The sequence below is a fragment of the Myroides sp. LJL119 genome, assembly GCF_054871605.1.
Genome location: NZ_JBTXLO010000002.1, coordinates 126,030 through 140,760 on the forward strand (window position 1 = coordinate 126,030; position 14,731 = coordinate 140,760).

The following is a 14,731-nucleotide window of genomic DNA, read 5'->3' on the forward strand; positions in this document are numbered from 1 at the left end:
TAACAATAAAATTATGAAACAGAAAATCCAAGCTTATGATAATGTATTATCATTAGTAGGAAATACACCATTGGTTGCTTTAGAAAAAGTAACTAAGGATTTGCCGGGAAATTTCTTTGGAAAAGTAGAGGCTTTTAATTCGGGACAATCTGCCAAGGATAGAATTGCTTTACATATTATTGAAACCGCTGAGAAAAAGGGAATTTTAAAGCCTGGAGATACTATTGTGGAAACAACCTCTGGCAATACTGGCTTTAGTATTGCTATGGTTAGCGCTATAAAGGGCTACAAATGTGTCCTATCTGTTAGTGATAAATCATCACCAGATAAAATAGATATGTTACGAGCCATGGGAGCCACCGTATATGTTTGCCCGGCAAATGTAGCGGCAGATGACCCTCGTTCTTATTACGAGGTGGCAAAACGTGTTCACAAGGAATTACCTGGTTCTATTTATATTAATCAATATTTTAATGAGTTAAACACCCAGGCACATTACTTATCTACAGGACCAGAGATATGGGAGCAAACCGCAGGAACCATTACACATTTTGTTTGTTGTTCAGGAACAGGGGGGACCATTTCAGGAACAGGTAGGTTTTTAAAGCAAATGAATCCGAATATTCAAATCCTAGGTGTGGATGCCTATGGGTCTATTTTGAAAAAATATCATGAAACTGGTGAGATAGATCCCAATGAAATACATCCGTATAAAATTGAGGGATTAGGAAAAAACTTAATTCCAACGGCTACGGATTTCTCAGTGATTGATAAATTTGAGAAAGTAACGGATAAACAAGCAGCTTTAGCTGCCAGGGAATTAGCTGCTAAAGAAGGTTTGTTTTTAGGATACACCTCTGGAGCGGTACTTCAAGCAACAAGGCAATATGCAGAACAAGGAATGTTTGATCAAAATAGTGTTGTTGTAATGCTATTCCCGGATCATGGTTCTCGTTATATGAGTAAGATATATAGTGATCAGTGGATGGACCAGCAAGGTTTCTTAGATAAAGACGCACCAAGTAATCCAATTAATTACATAAAGTAATTAATTAATCTATTGATTATAAGAATTTAAAAAAACCTCTTTGCTTGAAAAAGTAGCAAAGAGGTTTTTTTTTTGGTCACAAAAAAAGAGATTATGTGAAATTTTCACATAACCTCTTTTTTTATTTATCTCAGAAAGTAGATTATCTTCTTCTTTCTTTGATTTTAGCTTTTTTACCTGTAAGTTCTCTGAAGTAGAAGATACGAGCTCTACGAACTTTACCTCTTTGATTAACTTCAATTTTCTCTAAAGCTGGCATATTCACTGGGAAGATACGCTCAACTCCAACGTTTCCTGACATTTTACGGATAGTGAAAGTTTCAGTAGCTCCAGCACCTCTTCTTTGGATTACAACTCCTTTGAAGAACTGTGTTCTTTTTTTCTCACCCTCTTTAATTTCGTAGTAAACTGTGATTGTGTCTCCAGCTCCAAACTCAGGAAAGTCTTTTTTTGTTACTAATTCGTCTTGAACGAATTTTAATAAATCTGCCATTTTGTAATGTATAAAATATTTTAGTCTAGGGCAACATACACGGACCTCGCCAGAGGTTGGCCTAAATCGAGTGCAAATATAAAAAAAATATTACAATTTTAAATTATTATTTTTGATATTTAATACTTTGATATATAGGTGTTTAATTTATCGTTGGCCCTTAATACAAACTACTGTTATTGGATAATTTACTAGTTGTTTTTCAATGGGGAAAACTTTGTCTTTATATCCCTTGTTGTTTCTTGTTTGATTTTAATTGAATTTAAAGCAGATTTATTTACCTTTTTTATTACTTTTTTTTTTCGTAAATTAGTGTACAAGAAAAAGCATATTTAATGGTATCATAGTCAAGATTAGTACTATTTTGTTTTGTGATTCCGCGGTACATTTGTGCTGTGTTAATTACATAGTTACTATGTAATTAGGCTAGTGCAAACTTCAAAAGCACAAAATAATATAAACTAAAATTCATCAGGAACTTTAGTGTGGAAAAGTATCATTACTAATTAATAGAAAAGTAATTGAGAATAGTGAGTCCTTTTTAAAGAAATTAATCTAAGAACTTTTTTAGGGACTGTCTAAAAAGCAATAGAATTTTAGTATAGTTTTAATTTAGAAAAATATAATTTGTTATGCATGAGTTAAGTATAGTCAAAGATATCTTTGATACTTTACAAGAGCATTACCCAGATAAGGTGGATGAAATTGTAAAAATTGAAATCACAGCAGGATTATTATCCAATGTACAACCTATCTTGATTCAAAATGCATTTAATGCCTTTTTACAAGAAAACAGCCAGAAATACAGGCAGATAGATCTAGAGGTGGTGGTTAACGATATTGTGGCTCACTGCGATGTTTGTGACAAAGATTTCAAAGTGGAATTTCACCGCTTTGTATGTCCTTGTGGCACGCCTAGTTCTAATATAGTTCAAGGAGACGAATTATATATTTCAAAAGTAATTTTCAAACAATCTTAAATTTTTAAAAGATGGCAAATCCTAAAAGTCTTGGTAACCGTGTTGGTTCACTACAATCTGATAATACAACTTTACACTTATTAAAAGCAAATGATTTTGTAGCCAATGCAATTCGTGAGAAATTAAAAGGTGTGTGTGTAATTAATATATGTTCTTCACCAGGGTCTGGAAAAACTACCCTAATGCAAGAAACTGGAAAACTTCTTGGTAAGGATTTAAATATTAGTGTTTTAGTAGGGGATCCAGAAACCGATAGAGACGCTATTCGTATGAAAGAAGTGGGGTTAAATGCCTTGCAAATCGTAACAGGGGGAATGTGTCACATTGAAGCCCAAATGATTCTACAGGCATTAGATCATATTGATTTAACAGGTACCGATTTATTATTTATCGAAAATGTTGGAAACTTATTATGTCCTTCAGCCTTTGATTTAGGTGAGGATTATCGCGTGACACTTTTAGCAACCACAGAAGGGGATGATAAGCCTAAAAAATATCCACGTATGTTTTTAACAAGTGAGTTAATGTTAGTTTCTAAAGCTGATTTACTGCCTTATGTACCATTCTCGGTAGAGGCTGTAACAAAAGATGCCAGAGAGGTTAACCCAAATATAGAGGTGTTGACAATTTCTACTTTAAAAGGTACAGGAATGGATCAATGGTGTGAATGGTTAAAAGAGCGTGTAGCTTTAAAAAAACAGCAAAATTTAGAATTGGAAAATGAGTAATATCATTGAAATTCAACAGGTTGAAAAAACTAAGGATCCCCTTGCTAGTAATATAGCTGGGGATATCTTTCTTATAGAATGGTTTGAATCAGAGAAAGTGTTTTTTCAAAGACACACCCTACAAGGAAAAGAGATACAATTACAGAAATCTGAAAATGGTCATTGGCAAAGTGGGGACTTATTATATGCCAATGGCCATTTAATAGCTACAATACAAATTAAGGCTTGTTTGTGTATTTTGTTTGAAGGTTATAATTGCGATGAATTAGTAGATTTTTCTTATTATATTGGTAATAGACATTTACCTTTATATGTAGCTAATAATGGTAAAGGATTATTAGTGGCTTATGATGGTAATTTATTGGAGCAGTTAAAAAATAAGTTTGAGCAAAAAGTTACTCTTGTCCAGCAAGTACTGCATCCAGCTTTGTTATTAAAAGAGCAAACCTTATAAATCTATGGCCAAGTTTATATTTTATTTACGTTTTATTCTATGTGTATTTATTCTTCAGAGCTGCAACAATAAAGCTTCTAAGGACCATAGTCTACAATCCTCAAAAATAAGTGTTGTAGATGCTAGTAATACCAGAATTACCTTAGATTCGGTTGCAAGTAAAGTGGTTGTTTTGTTTGACTCTTCCTTAGATCATATTTATATGTTAGGGGCTCAAGATAAGTTAGTAGGTATTCCCCAGGTAACTTATATGCAAGAAGATAAAATGGATTTCCTTGGTAAGTTAGATTCGAGATTAGCAAATAAAAGTATTACTGCCGTTACTTTTAATGGTAGAAGTAGCAATGCCGAGCAAATAGTTGCTTTAAGGCCTGATTTGGTGATTAGTTATATTGGGGATTATCAAAGTATCGAGCAATTACGCGCCTTGGGCCTAACGGTATATAGTGTACAGACTAGCAATCAAAAAGATATGTTTAAACAAGTCATGGATTTAGGGATATTACTTGGGAAACAAGACCGGGCCAGTGAAATTGTAAAATATATTGAAGGTCAGTTAGATACATTAAAACAAAAACAGGTCTTAGATAAGAAAAAGGTATATTACGCTTGGAGCAAAGGACGTATTTTATCCACATCAGGTAAGGGAACTTTGGTGGATATGGTCATGGATCTTGCCGGGGCTACAAATGCTTGTACCTTAGAGATGGAATCTCCCAATATTGGTGCTGAATTACTTTATCAATGGAACCCGGATTTAATTGTCTTATGGGATAGTTCTTTAAATGAAGTCTATGGTTTAGCGGAATTACAGAGTTTACCTGCAGTAAAAAATAAACAAGTTTATCAATTAAGTCCAGCATTTTATTATGATCCACATACCGTAAAGTTTTTATTGTTTGCCAGACAACTAAATCATTGGTGTTATTTTGATTCACCATCAGATGTCTTACAAGAGCAAATCGCAGCGGATATAGAATTTTTATATAAAAATAATAAGCAGTAATAATGATAAAAAAACTTAGTCTACACGCCTTGTGGATCGTGCCTTTGGGAATGATTTTTTTATCCATATTAGTTGGTTCCACAGGTGTTACTCCCTTAAAGGATTTTTTTATTTACCTGGGTAATGTCCTAGAGCAGATGGATCCTTCTTTAAGAACGCCAAGTGAAACAATTCTATGGAATGTTAGACTCCCAAGAGTGGTTTTAACTTTCTTAGTTGGTGCTGCTTTATCTTCCGCTGGTGGTGTATTGCAAGGTATTTTTAGGAATCCTTTGGTAGACCCATTTACATTAGGAATTTCATCAGGAGCTGCCTTTGGAGCTGCCCTGGCAATGTTAGTGCCTGTTTTGAGTTTAAATTTATCTGCTTTTATCTTTGGTGTTCTGGCTGTGATACTTACCTATTTGGTATCTTATTCAAAGCAAAATACTTCTGTGGTTGCTGTGGTTTTATCTGGTATTATAATCTCAGGCGTGTTTACCGCCTTACTTACTTTATTACAATATTTGAGTGATCCTTATAAATTACAGGCAATTGTACAATGGACAATGGGTAATTTACATACCGCCTCTTGGAGTAAAGTACAGAGTGCTTTTTTTCCTATTTGTGTCGGGCTTTTAATAATTGTTAGTTTATCTCATCGTTTAAATTTACTTTCCCTAGGAGATAATGAAGCTTTAGCTGTTGGTATTAATCCCAAGAAATGGAAAATTATTTTGGTCTGTGCATCTACTTTAATTACTGCCAGTGCGGTGGCAGCTGTTGGAGTGATTAGTCTTTTTGGTCTAATAGTGCCCCATATATCGCGTATGATATATGGACCTAATAATCAAATTACGGTTTGGGCAAATATTAGTATAGGGGGAGTTTTTCTTTTACTTATCGATTTGTTCTCTAGAGCCGTAATGCCGTTTGAGATTCCCGTTGGGGTGTTTACCATGTTAATTGGTGCTCCTATATTTATTTACCTTATGAAACGCAGTTTAATGAATTGGAACGCATGAATAAAATTATACAAATTTCAGATTTATGGTTCTCCTATGGTAAGGAGTCTATCTTACAAGGGGTAGAGGCTAGTTTTGAGCAAGGAAAATTTTCTATTATTTTAGGTAGGAACGGTTCGGGAAAGTCTACTTTGTTTCAAATTCTAACAGGAATGCAAACCAACTATTCGGGAAGTGTTTTAATTGGGGATTTAGAAAGAAAAAATCTTCGAATAGGAGCTAAAACAGGTCTTCGAATCGGTTTCTTAAATCAGTTTCATCAAACTACTTTCCCTTTTCGGGTTTACGATGTTGTTTTAACTGGACGTAGTTCCTTTTTTGGGTTTCGTCCCACAAAACAAGACTATTTGGCAGTGGAGCAAGTTTTGAAAAAATTTGATTTATATCATTTAAAAGACAAACCCTATACTGGATTATCAGGAGGCCAACGACAATTAATTTTGCTTTGCAGAGTACTTGTACAATCACCCGATATTTTACTATTGGACGAGCCTACCAATCACCTAGACTTACATTATCAAATAAGAGTATTACAAACCTTAGAGGATTTGGCCTTGCAAGGTACAACGGTTATTTGTGTGATGCATGACCCTAATTTGGCTCTTAGCTACGGAGATGATTTGTTTGTAATGCGCAAAGGTAAATTAGTAGACTTATCCACTAAAGATATTTCTGTGGTTCATCAAGAATTAGAGAAAACCTATAAAATAGCTCTAGATTATATGGATAATCAAGGTCAGGCTTTATTTTTTCCAACTAAAAAAACAAGGTTTTATGAATGAAAGTATTTTCATTGAAAAAGTAACAATCCAGGACTATCAAGTCATTTTAAAATATGTTGAAGACTTTAGAAGAGGTCTTTTCCCGATGTTAGATCCACAAAAAAGGGCTTTTGATTTAATGGATTTTGCCCATTATTATATTGATCAAGGAGTTTTCTTTCAGGCTAAAGATCATCAGGGGAATTTACTAGGGGTTGTAGGATTAATGCCATTTAAAGATCGTTTTGAATATTTAAATTACAATGGAAAAAATGCCTTCGAAGTTGCTAGACTTTTTGTAGAACCTGCCTATAGACGCCAGGGAATTGCCAGAGAATTAGTCAAGCAAGTTTTTTCTTATGCCAAAGAACAACACATCGAGGTGTTGTATTTACATACGCATCCTTTTTTAACTGGGGCACAAGAATTTTGGGCTGCTCAAGGGTTTAATCACTTTAAAACTACTAAGGATGGTGACTTTACAACCATACATATGCAACTATTTTTATAAAAGCAGTAGCCAAATACAACTCTAGATGGTCAAATGCTATTTATTTAGAGTTGTTTAAAGCCAACAATCCAAACATAATTGGATATGTTACAGAGTAGTCAAGATTTGTGCTATAAAGCACTATGTTTTTGGTGGTATCTTTGTAATGTAAACAAAAAGATAAAAATAATTCAAACTTATAATGCGTTCTAATAATATATCACATACCAATTTTCGTAGTATCGAAAAGCTAGATATCACTAGTTTTGTATGGGGAAGGACTGTTGGTGCATTGTTGTTTTTGGAGAATAAATTTCAAAAGCAAAGGCAGGTTTTGTACATGTTTTTTTTATCTATCTTTAAATCTAGATATACTAATCTTCAAGAGTATATTCAAAGTGTAGGTTGTGTAACTGACCGTCTACTTTATAACAAAGGACTTTTGTATTATAAAGTACTCTCAAGCCTAGTCTAAAAGCGCTTTTAATTGAGCTGTAGTATAACTTAATAAACTAGATAGAAAAAAAATGATTTTTTAAAAAATCATTGTAACTACCTAGGAATTAAGTGTTAAAGTTCGTAAATTAGACAAAGCTCTTTTTAAAAAAAGGCTCTTTAAAAACAAAAAATTTTAAAGCTTAACACACTTCATCACCAGGGGAAAAACCTGGAGAAAAATTCGTAATTGTTCAATAATTTTAAATTATTTCGGTATGCATTTATTACCAAGAGAAACAGAGAAGCTTATGCTTCACCTAGCGGGTGAACTGGCTAAAAAGCGTAGAGCTAGAGGACTAAAGTTAAATTATCCAGAATCCATTGCCTTAATTAGTAGTGAGCTATTAGAAGGAGCTAGAGATGGAAAGAGTGTTGCAGAATTGATGCAATATGGTGCAACAATTCTAACACGTGAAGATGTAATGGCCGGGGTGCCTGAAATGATTCACGATATTCAAGTAGAGGCTACTTTTCCAGATGGAACCAAGTTAGTTACAGTACACAATCCAATTAGATAACCTATAATAGTTATAGATATGGTACCAGGAGAATACTTTTTAAAGCAAGAGGACATTATTTGCAATAAAGACAGAGAAGTTACTACTATAACAGTAGTAAACAAAGGAGATAGACCAATTCAAGTGGGGTCTCATTATCATTTTTTCGAAGTGAATAAACAAATGGAGTTTGATCGCGCTAAAGCATTTGGTAAACGATTGAACATTATAGCAAGTACTGCTGTTCGATTTGAACCAGGAGAGCCAATGGTGGTGAATTTAGTACCTTTTGCTGGGGCTCGTAAAATTTACGGTCACAACGATTTGGTTAACGGAGAAACAACCAGTGAACAAGCCAAAGAGAAGGCATTGAAAAAAGCAGAAAAAAACTTCTTTAAAAATACAAACGTATGAGTTTAAAAGTTAGTAGAGACAATTATAGCGCTATATTTGGTCCAACAGTTGGAGATAAATTGCGTTTAGCTGACACAGATGTAATAATCGAGGTAGAAAAAGATTTCTTAAGCTACGGTGATGAGTGTAAGTTTGGTGGTGGTAAAACAATTCGTGATGGAATGTTACAGTCTTCTACCGCTTTGGATGATGGACAAGTTTTAGATATGGTTATCACAGGGGCTATTGTTTTAGACCACTGGGGAATCGTTAAAGCTGATATCGGAATTAAAGGTGGAAAAATTGTAGGTATAGGTCGTGCAGGTAATCCAGATACAATGGATGGCGTGGATAAAAACATGATCATTGGGGCAGCTACCGAGGTACATGGTGCAAATGGTATGATTGTTACAGCTGGTGGAATTGATACCCACATTCACTACATTAGTCCAACACAAATCGAAACAGCTCTTTATAGTGGATTAACCACCATGATTGGAGGGGGTAGTGGACCAGCAGACGGAACATTAGCCACTACAGTTACTGCTGGAAAGTGGAATTTAAAACGTATGTTCCAAGCAACGGATGATCTTCCAATGAACTTTGGATTTTTTGGAAAAGGTAACATTGCAACAGAAGGACCAATTATTGAATCTATCGAAGCTGGTGCTTTAGGTGTGAAAATTCACGAAGATTGGGGTGCAACTCCAGCAACTATTGACAGAGCTTTATCTGTAGCCGATAAATACGATGTACAAGTAGCAATTCACTCCGATACGTTAAACGAAGCAGGATTCTTAGAAGATACCATGCAGGCAATCAATGGACGTGTAATTCACACTTTCCATACCGAGGGTGCAGGTGGAGGACACGCGCCAGATATTATTAAATCTGCTATGTATCCAAATGTTCTTCCAGCCTCGACAAACCCAACAAGACCATTTACTAAAAATACAATTGACGAACACTTAGATATGTTAATGGTTTGTCACCACTTAAGTAAAGATATTCCAGAAGATGTGGCTTTTGCGGATTCTCGTATTAGACCAGAGACTATTGCTGCTGAGGATATTTTGCAAGACAGAGGAGTTTTTAGTATTATGAGTTCGGATTCCCAAGCAATGGGTAGAGTAGGTGAGGTAATTGCACGTACTTGGCAAACGGCTGATAAAATGAAAAAGCAAACTGGATTTTTACCAGAGGATAAAGAAAATCAAAATGATAACTTTAGAGCTAAACGCTACGTTGCAAAATATACAATTAATCCTGCTATAGCTCACGGAGTTTCAAAATATATTGGTTCGATAGAGCCAGGTAAAATTGCGGATTTAGTAATTTGGAAGCCTGCTTTATTTGGTGTAAAACCAGAGATGATCTTAAAAGGAGGTATGATTGCAGCCTCTAAAATGGGAGATGCTAACGGATCAATTCCTACTCCACAGCCTATTATTTTAAGAAGCATGTATGGGTCTTTAGGAAAAGCAGTTACAAAAACATGCTTTACTTTTGTATCTAAAGCTTCTTTAGAGAAAGGAATCCAAAAAGATTACCAAATCGAAAGAGAATTATTACCAGTGGAGAACTGTCGTAATATTTCTAAAAAAGATATGGTTCACAACAATGCCACACCAGAGATTATCGTAAACCCAGAGAACTACCAAGTAAGTGTAGATGGTGAACATATTACATGTAAACCAATTGATGAGGTTTCTTTAGGACAGCGATACTTTTTGTTTTAATATAACTATGTTGAAATTAGACTATGGAGTCAAGAACTTTTTTTGCTCCATAGTTTATTAGACTTTGTTTTTATGCTTGTAACAAACGCTTTATATAACGATCCCAGTAAATTAACAGACCCTAAGGCCGATATTCTATCCATAGAATGGTTCCAGGCCAATAAGCGCATCCAGCGTTTGACTACTTGTGGGGGCCAAGAGGTAGCTATTCGTTTTTTTGGAAAGAATCAGGAATTAAAACACGGGGATGTTCTATGGGAAGATCAGCAGTCTATGATTGTGATTCAAGTGGAGCCTACTCAAAGTATTGTAGTGCGCTTTGACAATGAATTGGATATGAGCTATGTTGCCTATCAGGTGGGAAATAAACATATCGCCTTGTTTGTTGAAAAAAATTATTTATTGATTCCCTTTGAAAGACCAATTTATAAGTGGTTATTAGAAAAGGGTTTTGATCCCGAATTACAACAGCGGGTTTTAGTAGACAAACTCAATGCTAATGTTGATCCAACCCATAATAAACCTTTAGGGCTTCAATTAAAAAAGCCACTATTGAAACTAAAGTAATTCAAAGATGAAAAATCAATTTTTAGGAAAATTATTACATTTATCCGATCCGACTTTACCCATTGGAGGGTACACCCACTCAAATGGACTAGAGACTTATGTTCAAAAAGGGATAGTTTGTGATAAACAATCAGCTAAGAGTTATGTTAAACATAATTTGTGGTATAATATAAAATATAACGATGCTGCGTTAATGAAACTTGCCTTTGATGCTGCTAAAATTGGGGACTTTCAAAGAATCATTGATTTAGATTTGGAGTGTAACGCTTTAAAAGCACCCATGGAGGTTCGTGTAGGGAGTCAAAAATTGGGACTGAGATTATTTAAAATCTTTAGTCGTTATTATGATCTACCTTTAGTGGAGCAATTACAAAAGGCTTTAGATCAAAAAGATATTTATGGTCACTATTGTATTGTTTATGGTGTGTTTGCTTATTTAATGGAATTACCCATTGTTGAGGCTATGCATGCTTATTATTATAACGCTACTATTTCCATGGTAACCAATGCTGTTAAATTAGTACCCTTAGGGCAATTAGACGGGCAGGATATCTTATATGATTTGCATCAAGAGATATGGACTTTATCGCAAGAGTCTTTAAACTTAGACCCTAGTTTAATAGGGATGTGTAATATTGGTTTTGATATTCGTTGTATGCAACACGAGCATTTATATTCAAGACTATATTTATCTTAAATTTTTAAAAACATGGAACAAAGAAAATATGTAAAAATCGGAGTAGGTGGTCCTGTAGGTTCAGGAAAAACTGCTTTACTAGAGGCATTAAGCCGTCGTTTAATGAATGAGTATGATTTAGCGGTAATTACCAATGATATTTATACCAAAGAGGACGCTAAATTTATGGCCAAAAACTCTCTTCTTCCAGAAGAGCGTATCATTGGAGTAGAAACAGGAGGATGCCCCCATACAGCTATTCGTGAGGATGCAAGTATGAACCTAGAGGCAGTGGATGAATTAGCAAGACGTTTTCCGGATTTAGAATTAATTTTAATTGAAAGTGGAGGAGATAATTTATCATCTACATATAGTCCTGATTTAGCCGATGTTACTATTTTTGTTATTGATGTGGCCGAGGGAGAGAAGATTCCTAGAAAAGGGGGACCTGCTATTACTAGATCCGATTTATTGCTTATCAATAAAATTGACCTAGCACCATACGTGGGAGCTTCTTTAGAGGTTATGGAGCACGATGCTCGTTTAATGAGAAAAGGCGCTCCGTTTATTTTCTCTAACCTAAAAACAGGTGAAGGCTTAGAGCAAATTGTAGGTTGGATAAAAAAATATGCACTATTAGAAGATATTGAAGAACCAAATTTAGTTCGTTAATATGGTATGTTCATTAGATGTATTAATACAACTTCGAAAAGATGGATATTCCTTTTTAAAGGATGCATATGTAACTCCACCTTTTCGAATTGTACCAGTGGGCCAATACAAAAAGGATAAAGCTGCTTATTTGATGATCATGAGTACCTCACCTGGATTATTAGATGGGGATGATCACCAAATCAGTGTTACTTTAGAACCGGATTGTATTTTGCAGTTACAGACCCAGTCTTATCAAAGACTATATCACATGCAAGATAAAAGCATGCAAACCACAAAGGTTTATATGCAAAAAGGCAGTAAGTTTAGTTATGTTCCGCATCCGATTGTACCGCAAAACTCTTCCTTTTTTATAAGTAAGAACATGTTTTACATGCAAGATGATGCACATTTAGCTTTTAGTGATATAATTACTTGTGGACGTAAAGGCTCTGGAGAAGAATTTGAATATAACCATTTTCAAAACCTAACAGAAATTTATCATAACAACAAGTTAGTAGTTAAAGATAATGTGTTATTAAAACCCAAAGAAATGCCAATTCAAGATATTGGACTTTTAGAGGGATATACCCATCAAGGGACTTTTATTTATTATAATACAGCCGGGATCCCAGTTGATCAATTACAAGAGCAGTTTTATAATCGTTATGGTGATCTTAGTCAAATCGAATTTGGAATTTCTTCCCTACAAGGTGATGGGTTTATGATTCGTGTACTAGGACAAGGAGCCGAACAAATCTTTACAATTTTCAAGGAAGTACAACAAAAATTATGGGAAGAGTTATTTGTTGACTAAAGGCCAAGAAATTCTCTTTTGTTTTTTACAAAAAACAATACTTATGAAAGACGCTTTCAATCATGTATTTAAAGCTTTGTTCAAAGGGTTTGGACAAATTATGTTACAAGCAAATGTCTTTACTGGACTATTGTTTTTCGCAGCGATTTTATACGATTCAGCCCTGATGGCCTTAGCAGGGGTCGTTGCGAATTTAGTTGCAATTGCAACAGCTTGGATATTAGGTTATCACAAGCATAACATAGAGCAAGGACTCTATGGATTTAATGCCAGTTTAATTGGTATTTCCACCATGTTTTATTACGAACCCAGTCCAATGGTTTGGTTGGCCGTTATAATAGGCTCGGTGTTATCGGTTTTATTAATGCGCTATGCATTAGAAAGGGAGCTTCCAGCCTATACAACTCCCTTTGTTTTAATATCTTGGGGAATCATCTTTTTTTTAAGCATTCCTGGCTTTGGATTCACCCCTGTACCTACACACTTTGAACCGGTTAAAGAGATAGACGATATTTTAATTCAAGGCCATGCCTTTGGTCAAGTTGTTTTTAATGGAAGTGCTATTGCTGGTCTGATATTTTTTATAGGTGTTTTTATTAGTAGTCCGATAAAGGCTCTGTACGCTTTTGTGGGTGTTGCTATAAGCATTTATATTTGTCATAGTTTAGGAGCCCCAGAGCATTTAATTCAACAAGGTGTATTTAGTTTTAATGCCGTGTTGTGTGCCATAGCTATGGGAGGTAACAATATACGAGATGGAATCTATGTTTTGATTTCTATTTTTCTTGCCACGGTGGTGGATATTTATTTAATAGATTGGGGGGTAACTACCTTAACGTTCCCATTTGTTTTGGCCATGTGGTTTATGTTTCCTATTAAACGTTTGGATAACTGGATTGTCAGGACTATTGGACTGTTTTCCTAGTATTTTATTCCCAAAGGGAATAGTTTTATTATCTTCTAAGAATTAAGTATCTTAGTCAAAGATTTTCTTTTAGTTAAATAGGGATTAATTCTTTTGAAAAATGCCAAAAAGATCTATTCAAATATTGAATAATTATCAGTATAAGAAATTGTTCTTAAGTGATGTAGCAACCAAGGACTTAGACAATAAAAGTATTATACAGATTTATCGTTTAGAGAATTACTTACGAGGTATTTTAATGCCTGTTGTTCCCTATCGTACTACGTTTAATTTTATGCTTTTCCTTACCAAAGGCAGTATGACCCAATATCTTGATAATGGAGCTTATACCGTGGGAAAAGGGGATGTTTTAAATGTTAGAAGTGGTAATATAACCGCTACTTTATCTATTTCAGATGACATTGAAGGGTTTTTTATAGCTTACGAAAATGAAGTGATTACCGATATTGCTTTAACAAGTAATGATATGAAGTTCTTTATGATGAACCCTTATATTTGTTTAAACAAACATAATGCAAAATGGGTAAAGAAACTTTTAGTATTATTTGAACAAGAGCTTTTTTTGGCCAATAGCGATAAAGAGGTTTGTATTTCTTTAATGCATACTATTTTACTGAAAATTATTCGTGTTGATATAGAACTTAAAACTCCTATGACTCGGCAGTTAGATATTGCGTTTCGCTTTAGAGAGTTTGTACAACAATTTCACATAGAACATAAAAATGTTTTATTTTACGCAAATCTGCTTCATATATCTGAAAATTACTTAAATAAATGTGTGAAGGAGGCTACAAACAAACCTCCAAAACAGTGGATTAATGAAATTAGTATTCTGCATTCACAAATCCTACTACAGGATAAAAGTAGGGACATAGCTGGAATTGCCTTTGAGCTTAATTATAATTCTGCTTCTTATTTCACAAGATTATTTAAAAAAGTAACTGGATATTCACCAAGTGATTATCGAAAAAATAAACTTACTATATAAAAAAAAATCGCCATAA

Annotated in this window: 19 protein-coding genes; 18 read left to right on the top strand and 1 reads right to left on the bottom strand. The window is 34.4% G+C overall.

Annotation, left to right across the window (positions count from 1 at the left end; all coding sequences use genetic code 11):
• The first annotated feature begins 13 nt into the window (after window positions 1-13).
• Window positions 14-1,048 carry a PLP-dependent cysteine synthase family protein gene (locus ACYSNV_RS03540; protein WP_461761183.1) on the top strand — a complete coding sequence of 345 codons (1,035 nt, stop codon included), beginning with the start codon at window positions 14-16 and terminating at the stop codon, window positions 1,046-1,048.
• Window positions 1,049-1,190: 142 nt separating this feature from the next.
• On the opposite strand, the gene rplS is transcribed toward ACYSNV_RS03540, so the two are convergent.
• Window positions 1,191-1,541 carry a 50S ribosomal protein L19 gene (gene rplS / locus ACYSNV_RS03545; protein ID WP_461761184.1) on the bottom strand — a complete coding sequence of 117 codons (351 nt, stop codon included), beginning with the start codon at window positions 1,539-1,541 and terminating at the stop codon, window positions 1,191-1,193.
• A 632-nt stretch (window positions 1,542-2,173) separates the two neighbouring features.
• Between rplS and ACYSNV_RS03550 the strand changes: the two genes are divergently transcribed.
• The 17 genes from ACYSNV_RS03550 to ACYSNV_RS03630 all read left to right on the top strand — a co-directional run bounded on the left by ACYSNV_RS03550 (window position 2,174) and on the right by ACYSNV_RS03630 (window position 14,715).
• Window positions 2,174-2,521 (top strand): hydrogenase maturation nickel metallochaperone HypA/HybF, encoded by a 348-nt coding sequence (locus ACYSNV_RS03550; protein WP_461761185.1) that lies wholly within the window; start codon window positions 2,174-2,176, stop codon window positions 2,519-2,521.
• A gap of 11 nt (window positions 2,522-2,532) precedes the next feature.
• On the top strand, window positions 2,533-3,249 hold the full coding sequence (gene hypB / locus ACYSNV_RS03555) for a hydrogenase nickel incorporation protein HypB (protein WP_461761186.1): 717 nt from the start codon (window positions 2,533-2,535) through the stop codon (window positions 3,247-3,249).
• Complete coding sequence (locus ACYSNV_RS03560; protein WP_461761187.1) at window positions 3,242-3,703, top strand: urease accessory protein UreE; 462 nt, start codon at window positions 3,242-3,244, stop codon at window positions 3,701-3,703. The genes hypB and ACYSNV_RS03560 overlap by 8 nt, the downstream gene beginning before the upstream one ends.
• Before the next feature lie 4 nt (window positions 3,704-3,707).
• Complete coding sequence (locus ACYSNV_RS03565; protein ID WP_461761188.1) at window positions 3,708-4,709, top strand: ABC transporter substrate-binding protein; 1,002 nt, start codon at window positions 3,708-3,710, stop codon at window positions 4,707-4,709.
• Window positions 4,710-4,711: 2 nt separating this feature from the next.
• Window positions 4,712-5,713, top strand: coding sequence for a FecCD family ABC transporter permease (locus tag ACYSNV_RS03570; RefSeq protein ID WP_461761189.1), 1,002 nt, complete (start codon window positions 4,712-4,714; stop codon window positions 5,711-5,713).
• Window positions 5,710-6,495 (top strand): ABC transporter ATP-binding protein, encoded by a 786-nt coding sequence (locus ACYSNV_RS03575; RefSeq protein WP_461761190.1) that lies wholly within the window; start codon window positions 5,710-5,712, stop codon window positions 6,493-6,495. The genes ACYSNV_RS03570 and ACYSNV_RS03575 overlap by 4 nt, the downstream gene beginning before the upstream one ends.
• Window positions 6,488-6,985, top strand: coding sequence for a GNAT family N-acetyltransferase (locus tag ACYSNV_RS03580; protein ID WP_461761191.1), 498 nt, complete (start codon window positions 6,488-6,490; stop codon window positions 6,983-6,985). Before ACYSNV_RS03575 ends, ACYSNV_RS03580 begins: the two co-directional genes overlap by 8 nt.
• A 181-nt stretch (window positions 6,986-7,166) precedes the next feature.
• On the top strand, window positions 7,167-7,439 hold the full coding sequence (locus ACYSNV_RS03585) for a hypothetical protein (protein ID WP_461761192.1): 273 nt from the start codon (window positions 7,167-7,169) through the stop codon (window positions 7,437-7,439).
• Window positions 7,440-7,677: 238 nt separating this feature from the next.
• Complete coding sequence (ureA, locus tag ACYSNV_RS03590) at window positions 7,678-7,980, top strand: urease subunit gamma (protein ID WP_461761193.1); 303 nt, start codon at window positions 7,678-7,680, stop codon at window positions 7,978-7,980.
• An 18-nt stretch (window positions 7,981-7,998) separates the two neighbouring features.
• Complete coding sequence (locus tag ACYSNV_RS03595) at window positions 7,999-8,373, top strand: urease subunit beta (RefSeq protein ID WP_461761194.1); 375 nt, start codon at window positions 7,999-8,001, stop codon at window positions 8,371-8,373.
• On the top strand, window positions 8,370-10,091 hold the full coding sequence (gene ureC, locus ACYSNV_RS03600; protein WP_461761195.1) for an urease subunit alpha: 1,722 nt from the start codon (window positions 8,370-8,372) through the stop codon (window positions 10,089-10,091). Before ACYSNV_RS03595 ends, ureC begins: the two co-directional genes overlap by 4 nt.
• A 72-nt stretch (window positions 10,092-10,163) precedes the next feature.
• Window positions 10,164-10,658: an urease accessory protein UreE gene (locus tag ACYSNV_RS03605; RefSeq protein ID WP_461761196.1), complete on the top strand. Its 495-nt coding sequence runs from the start codon at window positions 10,164-10,166 to the stop codon at window positions 10,656-10,658.
• Between the two features lie 7 nt (window positions 10,659-10,665).
• Window positions 10,666-11,355, top strand: a complete 690-nt coding sequence (locus ACYSNV_RS03610) for an urease accessory protein UreF (RefSeq protein WP_461761197.1) — start codon at window positions 10,666-10,668, stop codon at window positions 11,353-11,355.
• 12 nt (window positions 11,356-11,367) lie between these two features.
• Window positions 11,368-12,006: an urease accessory protein UreG gene (ureG, locus tag ACYSNV_RS03615; RefSeq protein ID WP_461761198.1), complete on the top strand. Its 639-nt coding sequence runs from the start codon at window positions 11,368-11,370 to the stop codon at window positions 12,004-12,006.
• Between the two features lies 1 nt (window position 12,007).
• Window positions 12,008-12,802 (top strand): urease accessory protein UreD, encoded by a 795-nt coding sequence (locus tag ACYSNV_RS03620; protein WP_461761199.1) that lies wholly within the window; start codon window positions 12,008-12,010, stop codon window positions 12,800-12,802.
• A gap of 43 nt (window positions 12,803-12,845) precedes the next feature.
• The gene (locus tag ACYSNV_RS03625; RefSeq protein WP_461761200.1) at window positions 12,846-13,727 is read left to right on the top strand and encodes an urea transporter; all 882 of its coding nucleotides are present in this window, start codon (window positions 12,846-12,848) and stop codon (window positions 13,725-13,727) included.
• Window positions 13,728-13,827: 100 nt separating this feature from the next.
• Complete coding sequence (locus ACYSNV_RS03630) at window positions 13,828-14,715, top strand: helix-turn-helix domain-containing protein (protein ID WP_461761201.1); 888 nt, start codon at window positions 13,828-13,830, stop codon at window positions 14,713-14,715.
• Window positions 14,716-14,731 lie beyond the last annotated feature (16 nt).

What these genes read in the sequence shown, in the direction of transcription:
- ACYSNV_RS03540 (WP_461761183.1), top strand. Translation starts at nt 14, where the DNA reads ATGAAACAGAAAATCCAAGCTTATGATAATGTATTATCATTAGTAGGA.
- rplS (WP_461761184.1), bottom strand. Translation starts at nt 1,541, where the DNA reads ATGGCAGATTTATTAAAATTCGTTCAAGACGAATTAGTAACAAAAAAA.
- ACYSNV_RS03550 (WP_461761185.1), top strand. Translation starts at nt 2,174, where the DNA reads ATGCATGAGTTAAGTATAGTCAAAGATATCTTTGATACTTTACAAGAG.
- hypB (WP_461761186.1), top strand. Translation starts at nt 2,533, where the DNA reads ATGGCAAATCCTAAAAGTCTTGGTAACCGTGTTGGTTCACTACAATCT.
- ACYSNV_RS03560 (WP_461761187.1), top strand. Translation starts at nt 3,242, where the DNA reads ATGAGTAATATCATTGAAATTCAACAGGTTGAAAAAACTAAGGATCCC.
- ACYSNV_RS03565 (WP_461761188.1), top strand. Translation starts at nt 3,708, where the DNA reads ATGGCCAAGTTTATATTTTATTTACGTTTTATTCTATGTGTATTTATT.
- ACYSNV_RS03570 (WP_461761189.1), top strand. Translation starts at nt 4,712, where the DNA reads ATGATAAAAAAACTTAGTCTACACGCCTTGTGGATCGTGCCTTTGGGA.
- ACYSNV_RS03575 (WP_461761190.1), top strand. Translation starts at nt 5,710, where the DNA reads ATGAATAAAATTATACAAATTTCAGATTTATGGTTCTCCTATGGTAAG.
- ACYSNV_RS03580 (WP_461761191.1), top strand. Translation starts at nt 6,488, where the DNA reads ATGAATGAAAGTATTTTCATTGAAAAAGTAACAATCCAGGACTATCAA.
- ACYSNV_RS03585 (WP_461761192.1), top strand. Translation starts at nt 7,167, where the DNA reads ATGCGTTCTAATAATATATCACATACCAATTTTCGTAGTATCGAAAAG.
- ureA (WP_461761193.1), top strand. Translation starts at nt 7,678, where the DNA reads ATGCATTTATTACCAAGAGAAACAGAGAAGCTTATGCTTCACCTAGCG.
- ACYSNV_RS03595 (WP_461761194.1), top strand. Translation starts at nt 7,999, where the DNA reads ATGGTACCAGGAGAATACTTTTTAAAGCAAGAGGACATTATTTGCAAT.
- ureC (WP_461761195.1), top strand. Translation starts at nt 8,370, where the DNA reads ATGAGTTTAAAAGTTAGTAGAGACAATTATAGCGCTATATTTGGTCCA.
- ACYSNV_RS03605 (WP_461761196.1), top strand. Translation starts at nt 10,164, where the DNA reads ATGCTTGTAACAAACGCTTTATATAACGATCCCAGTAAATTAACAGAC.
- ACYSNV_RS03610 (WP_461761197.1), top strand. Translation starts at nt 10,666, where the DNA reads ATGAAAAATCAATTTTTAGGAAAATTATTACATTTATCCGATCCGACT.
- ureG (WP_461761198.1), top strand. Translation starts at nt 11,368, where the DNA reads ATGGAACAAAGAAAATATGTAAAAATCGGAGTAGGTGGTCCTGTAGGT.
- ACYSNV_RS03620 (WP_461761199.1), top strand. Translation starts at nt 12,008, where the DNA reads ATGGTATGTTCATTAGATGTATTAATACAACTTCGAAAAGATGGATAT.
- ACYSNV_RS03625 (WP_461761200.1), top strand. Translation starts at nt 12,846, where the DNA reads ATGAAAGACGCTTTCAATCATGTATTTAAAGCTTTGTTCAAAGGGTTT.
- ACYSNV_RS03630 (WP_461761201.1), top strand. Translation starts at nt 13,828, where the DNA reads ATGCCAAAAAGATCTATTCAAATATTGAATAATTATCAGTATAAGAAA.